Source organism: Candidatus Korarchaeota archaeon NZ13-K (genome assembly GCA_003344655.1).
Taxonomy (GTDB): domain Archaea; phylum Korarchaeota; class Korarchaeia; order Korarchaeales; family Korarchaeaceae; genus Korarchaeum.
The window spans coordinates 1-6182 of record MAIU01000066.1 but is presented as its reverse complement, the minus strand read 5'-3'; the positions used below and the strand labels follow the sequence as shown (position 1 = coordinate 6182).

At 58.0% G+C, this 6182-nt stretch carries 5 protein-coding genes and 1 pseudogene; 2 read left to right on the top strand and 4 right to left on the bottom strand.

The genetic code is table 11. The features are described 5' to 3' along the window. The 3 genes from BA066_06250 to BA066_06240 all read right to left on the bottom strand — a co-directional run. Positions 1–1553, bottom strand: a 1553-nt coding sequence (locus tag BA066_06250; GenBank protein ID RDD53096.1) for a glycine dehydrogenase subunit 2, incomplete at its 3' end; no start/stop codon positions are given. A gap of 4 nt (positions 1554–1557) precedes the next feature. Then, complete coding sequence (locus BA066_06245; protein RDD53095.1) at positions 1558–2937, bottom strand: aminomethyl-transferring glycine dehydrogenase subunit GcvPA; 1380 nt, start codon at positions 2935–2937, stop codon at positions 1558–1560. A gap of 9 nt (positions 2938–2946) precedes the next feature. Continuing rightward, positions 2947–3723 carry an SDR family NAD(P)-dependent oxidoreductase gene (locus BA066_06240; protein ID RDD53094.1) on the bottom strand — a complete coding sequence of 259 codons (777 nt, stop codon included), beginning with the start codon at positions 3721–3723 and terminating at the stop codon, positions 2947–2949. A gap of 167 nt (positions 3724–3890) precedes the next feature. Here BA066_06240 and BA066_06235 point away from each other — a divergent pair. Further along, positions 3891–4238 (top strand): annotated as a pseudogene (locus BA066_06235) (transposase). 31 nt (positions 4239–4269) lie between these two features. Then, the gene (locus tag BA066_06230) at positions 4270–4647 is read left to right on the top strand and encodes a dinitrogenase iron-molybdenum cofactor biosynthesis protein (protein RDD53093.1); all 378 of its coding nucleotides are present in this window, start codon (positions 4270–4272) and stop codon (positions 4645–4647) included. Positions 4648–4660: 13 nt separating this feature from the next. Here BA066_06230 and BA066_06225 read toward each other — a convergent pair whose 3' ends face one another. Next, complete coding sequence (locus tag BA066_06225; protein RDD53092.1) at positions 4661–5611, bottom strand: CPBP family intramembrane metalloprotease; 951 nt, start codon at positions 5609–5611, stop codon at positions 4661–4663. Between the last annotated feature and the right edge of the window lie 571 nt (positions 5612–6182).

Here is a 6182-nt window from a genome sequence, read left to right as displayed (position 1 = left end):
CCACCGTGCTTCCTCAGGAAGAGCCTCCAAGTTATCGACCACTTCGATGGATCCTCGAACCAGCTGCTGTCCTCGATCTTGTGTATCACGCTCCTGTGAGGGGCGTTTTTCACAACCTCCGGACTCTCGTAGGCCTCCCTCACCACCTCCTTCAGGGCCTCTATGTACTCGTCCAGCTCCTCCTTTGAGTAGGACTCCGTCGGCTCTATCGTGAAGGGCTCAGGTATTATCCAGGGATGGTGGCTCGTCCAGAGGTGGAAGCCGAAGTCGGCCATCCTCCTTATCACATCCTCCGTTCCCACTCCCGTCTCCTCCTTGAGCCTCTTCCATGTGTACCTCACCTGCTCCACCCTGTGCATGTTCGCAGGGTAAGAGATGTCCGCCCCCCTGACCTCCCTCAGTATCCTGTGCATCACGTAGTTGTTGTTGAGGACGGCCACCCTGGCCACCTCCTTCAGTCCCTCCTCTCCCAGAGCCATTATCCAAGCGTATGCCCTCACCACCACCGGGAAGACACCGTAGAACTCCCTGACCTTCCCTATTGTATCGGGCAGATCGTAGTTGAGATAGTACATGCCCCTCTCGGCATCGTAATCCACTATTGGGACTGGTAAGAAGCTCTCAAGTTCCTTTCTCACCCCAAGAGCTCCAACGGCTGGTCCACCGCACCCGTGAGGTGAGGAGAAGGTCTTGTGCAGGTTGAAGAACCCCATGTCGAAGCCGCACTCCCTGGCCCTCACTATTCCTATTATACCGTTCGCGTTGGCCTGATCGTAGCCGCAGAGCCCACCAGCTTCATGCACTATCTCGCAGAACTCCTTTATCCTCGGATTGAAGATCCCCGTGTCCTCAGGGTTCGCCACTATCATCCCGGCGGTCCTCCTAGAGACAGCAGCCTTCAGGGCCTCTATGTCGGGTATCCCCGTCTCCGGGTCGGGGTATATCGTTATGACCTTGAATCCCTTCACGGCCGGGGCCGCGGCATCGGAGGGATGCGAGAATATTGTCGTTATGATCTCATCCCTGTCCTCACCCCTCTTCCTGAAGTAGGCCCTCATGATCGAGGCCATGGCGAATATGGCCTGGGAGCCTCCCCCTGGCTGGAAGACGAACCTGTCGAGTCCTGAGATCTCCCTCAGGAAGAGATCCAGCTTGTACATTATCTCGAGCGCCCCCTGGACCGTCTCCTCATCCTGGTAGGGATGTAGCTCCGTCACCTTAGGTGAGAAGGCGAAGGTCTCGTTCACCTTCGGGCTGTACTTCATGGTGCAGGTCCCCTGCCCTATGTCCACGTTCAGATCGGCCCCCAGAGTCTCCTGGGAGAGCCTGAGGAAGTGCCTCAGGACCCTCATCTGGGCCATCTCAGGGAGCTTTGGCATATCCTTCCTCCTCATGTGCTCCGGAATAGCTGAGATGACATCACCCACCTCCCTCTCGATCCTCTCATCCAGGGGGACCAGTATCCCCCTCTCCCCCTCGCTGCTGAGCTCGAATATCAGGGGCTCCTCCCATCTCGCCTCGTGGAATCCCCTCCTCAGCTTGACTATCCCCATGAGATCACCCCCTCAGAATCCTTTCCAGGGCCTCAACGAGCCTGTCTATGTCCTCCTTCATGTGAACCTCCGTGAAGCAGTAGAGAGCGGAGTTCCCCAGCTCGGGGAAGTGCTTCCTCAGATCTATCCCGCCGAATATCCCCTCCCTGAGCAGCTCCCTGTTTATCTCCCCAACGCTCTTCCCGGTGTCGAACTCCACGACGAACTCCTTGAAGTGGGGCGCCCTGAACTTCGGTGCTCTGACACCCGGCAGGCTCGAGAGCCTCCTCATGGCGTACTGGGACCTCTGCAGTATCGCCCTCCCCAACTCGTACATTCCCCTCGGACCCATTAGGGAGAGGTAAACTGCCGCTATTATTCCATGGGATGCCGCAGCTGTCCCCACGAACTCCTTGGCCTTCTCCCTCTTCTCGAAGGATGTCCTCTCGAAAAGGACATCCCCGAATCCGTACTCCCCGGCCTGGACGGTCCTTGCCAGGCCGAATATCCTGTATGGTATCTCCCTGATGAAGACCTCCTCATCCCTGGTGGCCAGGAATCCGCCCAGGCCCCCTCCGAAGTTCATGTGTATCCCCAGGGGCTGCAGGTCGCCCACCGTTATGTCAGCACCGTAGTGGCTAGGGGGCTCGAGGATGCCTAGGGAGCTCGGGTCCACGCCAACTATGCATAGAGCTCCCTCCTCGTGGGCCCTCTCGCATATCTCCTTCCCCCTAGTCTCTATGAAGCCCAGGTAGGACGGGTTCTCGAAGTAGATCGCTGCGACATCCTTGGAGAGCTTCCTCTCAAGATCATCCAGGTCCATCATACCGGTCTCAGGATCGTAATTCACCTTGATCAGCCTTAGCGCTGGGTCAGTGTAGTTCTGGACGACCAGGAACCTCTCGGGTGATATCGTCCTGGGTATCAGGACCTCCCTCCTCCCGTTGATCCTGTGGGCCATCCTCATCGCAGTGCCAGCCGCGTGCCCCCAGGAGTATATCGGGACCGTGACCACGTCCATGTCTACTAGCTCGGACATGAGGCTCTGGAACTCGAAGAGAGCCTGCCATCTGCCGTGATCCTCGTAAGGATCGCCCGCGTATGCTGTGAGGAACTCCGCCCTCCTTGCTATCTCATCGCATATCGCGGGGACGTAGTGGGGCCAGGTCCCCCCTCCCATGAAGCAGAGGAAATCCTCACAGCTGATGTTCCTCCTCAGGATCCCCTTGACGTGCCTCACCAGCTCGTACTCAGATCTCATGGGCTCCGGGAGGTTCATCCTCCCCTTGAACCTGATCTCCTCGGGTATGCCGGCGTAGAGGTCATCGATGCTGTCAACTCCTATGTAAGACAGCATCTCCCTCTTGACCCTCTCGACGGAGTTCGGGATGTATGGGTGCACCATGCCATCACCCTAAGCCAGTCCCCCTCCGTCCACGACCAGGACGGAACCGGTCACCCAGCTGGCCATGTCGCTCACCAAGAAGAGCACCGCGTTTGCCACATCCTCGGGCCTCCCTATCCTCGGTATCGGCCTCCTAGCAGCCTCCCTCAGGAACTCCTCCAGTTCCATGCCCAGCTGCCTCGCCTCCTCCCTCAGCATCGGCGTGTCCACATCGCCCGGCGCGACGCAGTTCACCCTCACCCCCTCGGCCCCGTGGTCTATCGCCATGGCCCTCGTGAGGTTCACGAGCCCCGCCTTGGAGGCGCAGTAGGCTGCGGCCCTGGGCCCTCCCTTCAGCCCCCATCCGGAGGCCACGTTCACTATGCTACCACCGCCTCCCCTCACCATGTAGGGGATCGCATACTTCGATACGAGGTAGGGGCCCTTAAGGTTAACGTTCATAACCCAATCCCACTCCTCCTCCCCGGTCTCCACGACCGACTTCCTGATTATGACGCCGGCCGCGTTGACCACTATGTCTATCCTTCCGAAATCCTCATAGACCCTCCTCACTGTCTCCTCAACCTCCCCGCTGGAGGAAACATCGCACTTGTAGAATCTGACGTTCCCCCCGAGTTCCCTCTCCAGCTCCCTGCCATCCTCCCTGATGTCAAGCAGCGCCACCCTGGCCCCCGCCCGGTGCAGCTTGATGGCTATCGCCCTCCCTATGCCCGAGGAAGCGCCAGTTACTATGGCCACCCTCCCATGCAGGGAGATCGATCTCAGGATCTCCTCCGAAGGGAGCATGCTCACCCCGGAGGCCGTCGATCCATCACTTAAAATAATTGATGAAATTCCAAGCCGGAGCGCCGGGCTGGATCGGGGGATGCGGGGCCGCGGAGCGATGCCGCCTTCCGAAACAGTTGAATACTTGGTGAGCGATTATAGAAATTGGCAGGTGAAGATGGAAAAACGTCAGGTTGCTTAACCCAAAACTTTCAACGAGGACCTGCCCCAGGTGTGGAGGGAGGGTGAAGCTCCGAAAGGGGCAGGTCGAGTGCGAATGTGGTCTAGTCCTGGACAGACAGTTAAATGCCTCGATAGATCTTTACCTAAGGATGTGGGGATTTCCTCCTTCGATGAGGGTTTGGGAGGAGATCCTTCCAATCCTGAGAAGGAGCGGGGTTGCCCCGAAGGGGTGCGAGACCGATGATATGCCCCCGATGAACCCGGAGGGGGCTGAGGTTGATGTGCACCAAGGCTTACATAGGTTTACAAGTGCCTATGTAAGCCGAACCCCGAACCAAGTTAGGTTAACTTAACTTTTTATATACTTGGCCGGGTCGATCCCATATGAGGGTGGTCGTGCCCGTCATACCCGTCAGGGAGGAGCTCCTACTCTCTCCCCACTTCGGCAGGGCTTTGGCCTTCGCTCTATTCGAGGTGGAGGGCGAGAGCTTCAATGTGGAGGTTCACAGGAATCCGGTCCCTCCCCAGCAGGAGCGGGGTAGGGGGAGGGCCGTCATCGCACTCATAAGGAGTCTGAGGCCCGAAGCTGTCATCGTGAAGTCAATTGGCCCCGGGGCCTTCCACAACTTGAGGGAGCTAGGGATCAGGATATTCAGGAGCGATGACAGGCTCGCGGAGGAGGCGGTGAGGAGGCTCATCAGGGGGGAGCTCAGGGAGATGGAGGAGCCTGAGGAGAAAGAGGAAAGAGATCACGCATGGTGAACCTAGAGTCTAGTTAAATCGAGCCTCTGACCTCATTCTCCCCTGAGGCTGGCATCTCGCCAAGATCAGCCGTTTCATGACCTCTAGGATGGCTGGGCAGCCCATCGGAGCCTCTCCCGATCTTAAGCAGTGGGATGAAGATCGCCGCCAGCGAGAGTATCCCCAGGAGACCCATCCCACCATAGATCTCATTCTCAGCACCCTTAAGCTTGCCAGAATAAACGGTGATCCCCCAGATGGCGTTCAAGCATCCGTGGATCGATGTTGCCGGCAGCACGCTCCCGGTCTCCCTCGTCAGCTTCAGCATGGTCGCCGAGAGGACCGTGCAGAAGAGGACGAATAGCGGTATTCCGCGGGCCCTGAGCACGGGGTAGTTGTGACCCAGCAGGGCTATGGCCGTGGAGTGCCAGAGGCCCCAGATCAGGCCCACGAGCAGGACGTTCCTCGCGTTGAACTCCCATCCCAGGAGGCTGAAGAGGTAGCCCCTCCACCCTATCTCCTCACCCAGGGCGAAGAGGGAGTTCAGGGTGAGGGCGATTGGATACGAGGATGCCATGCTTATCAGCAGGAGGGTTCTAGCAGACTCCCTGTTGATCAGGCCACCGCTGCTAGCCACCATGAGGTCCAGTAGGCCATCTAAATCTGCTAGGTTCAGCGGGAGGGCCAGGAGGAAGAAGAGCCCGAGGGCCAGGTAGATCAGAAGGGGTGAGAGGAGGAAGTACTTTAGGGATCTCCTCCCCAGGTTAAGATAGCCCATTATTGAGGGCCAAACGCTCTCTCCCGTGAGGAGCAGGGAGATCACGGCGCCAAGGGTCGGCGTGTACATCCTCGCGAGCCCCCAGAGCATGGTGTACAGCTGAGCCTCCAACTGGCCCATCGTGGGATATCGGGAGTATAGGGCGATGTCCAAAAGGGCGGATAGGCCGAAGGATACCGCTAGGAAGATCGAGAGACCCCTTCTCATGTGGTTGAGCGGATCAAAACACTTAAAAAGGTGACCTGAGGTCCCGGCCCATCGGATCGTGAACCGCTAATCTGAGAAATCCTCTGCCGTGTTAACACCGTCGGTGGCTCTCACCTTTATCAGGTAATCCTCCTCCAGCCCTGTGGCATTCAGCTGATACGCATCGGCTTTTAAGCCCGCGTCTATCAGATTCAGCCCCCATCACGGCTCATCTCCAGGGAATAGGTCAGGGCATCGCCATCCTATAGCTGGCCCACCATCTCACCTCCCCCTCTCGAAGATCCCCCTAAATTCGGATGGAGCACCCTGAGATCTTTCGGGCTCAGGGGTCTCGACCCTCAAGCTCTAGCATTTTTGAAGTGAGTTTGACTGGGCGCTGGAGCTCATCTCCACTTGAAAATTCGAAAAGGGGATGAAAATGCCTGCTGAGTCGATCCATGATGAAGACGGGCTGAGGCCTCGCTCGGGCGACCGCGCTGGGGTTAAATATCAGGGGGTGTAAGTAAATATCATGGGGTGTAAGTTGTACTTCTCGCCCGGTGTGAAGACGAGAAGGGAGGACTTCTTCGAC

Coding starts and splice junctions, on each gene's coding strand:
- BA066_06230 (RDD53093.1), top strand. CDS start 4,270: ATGAGGGTGGTCGTGCCCGTCATACCCGTCAGGGAGGAGCTCCTACTC.
- BA066_06240 (RDD53094.1), bottom strand. CDS start 3,723: ATGCTCCCTTCGGAGGAGATCCTGAGATCGATCTCCCTGCATGGGAGG.
- BA066_06225 (RDD53092.1), bottom strand. CDS start 5,611: ATGAGAAGGGGTCTCTCGATCTTCCTAGCGGTATCCTTCGGCCTATCC.
- BA066_06245 (RDD53095.1), bottom strand. CDS start 2,937: ATGGTGCACCCATACATCCCGAACTCCGTCGAGAGGGTCAAGAGGGAG.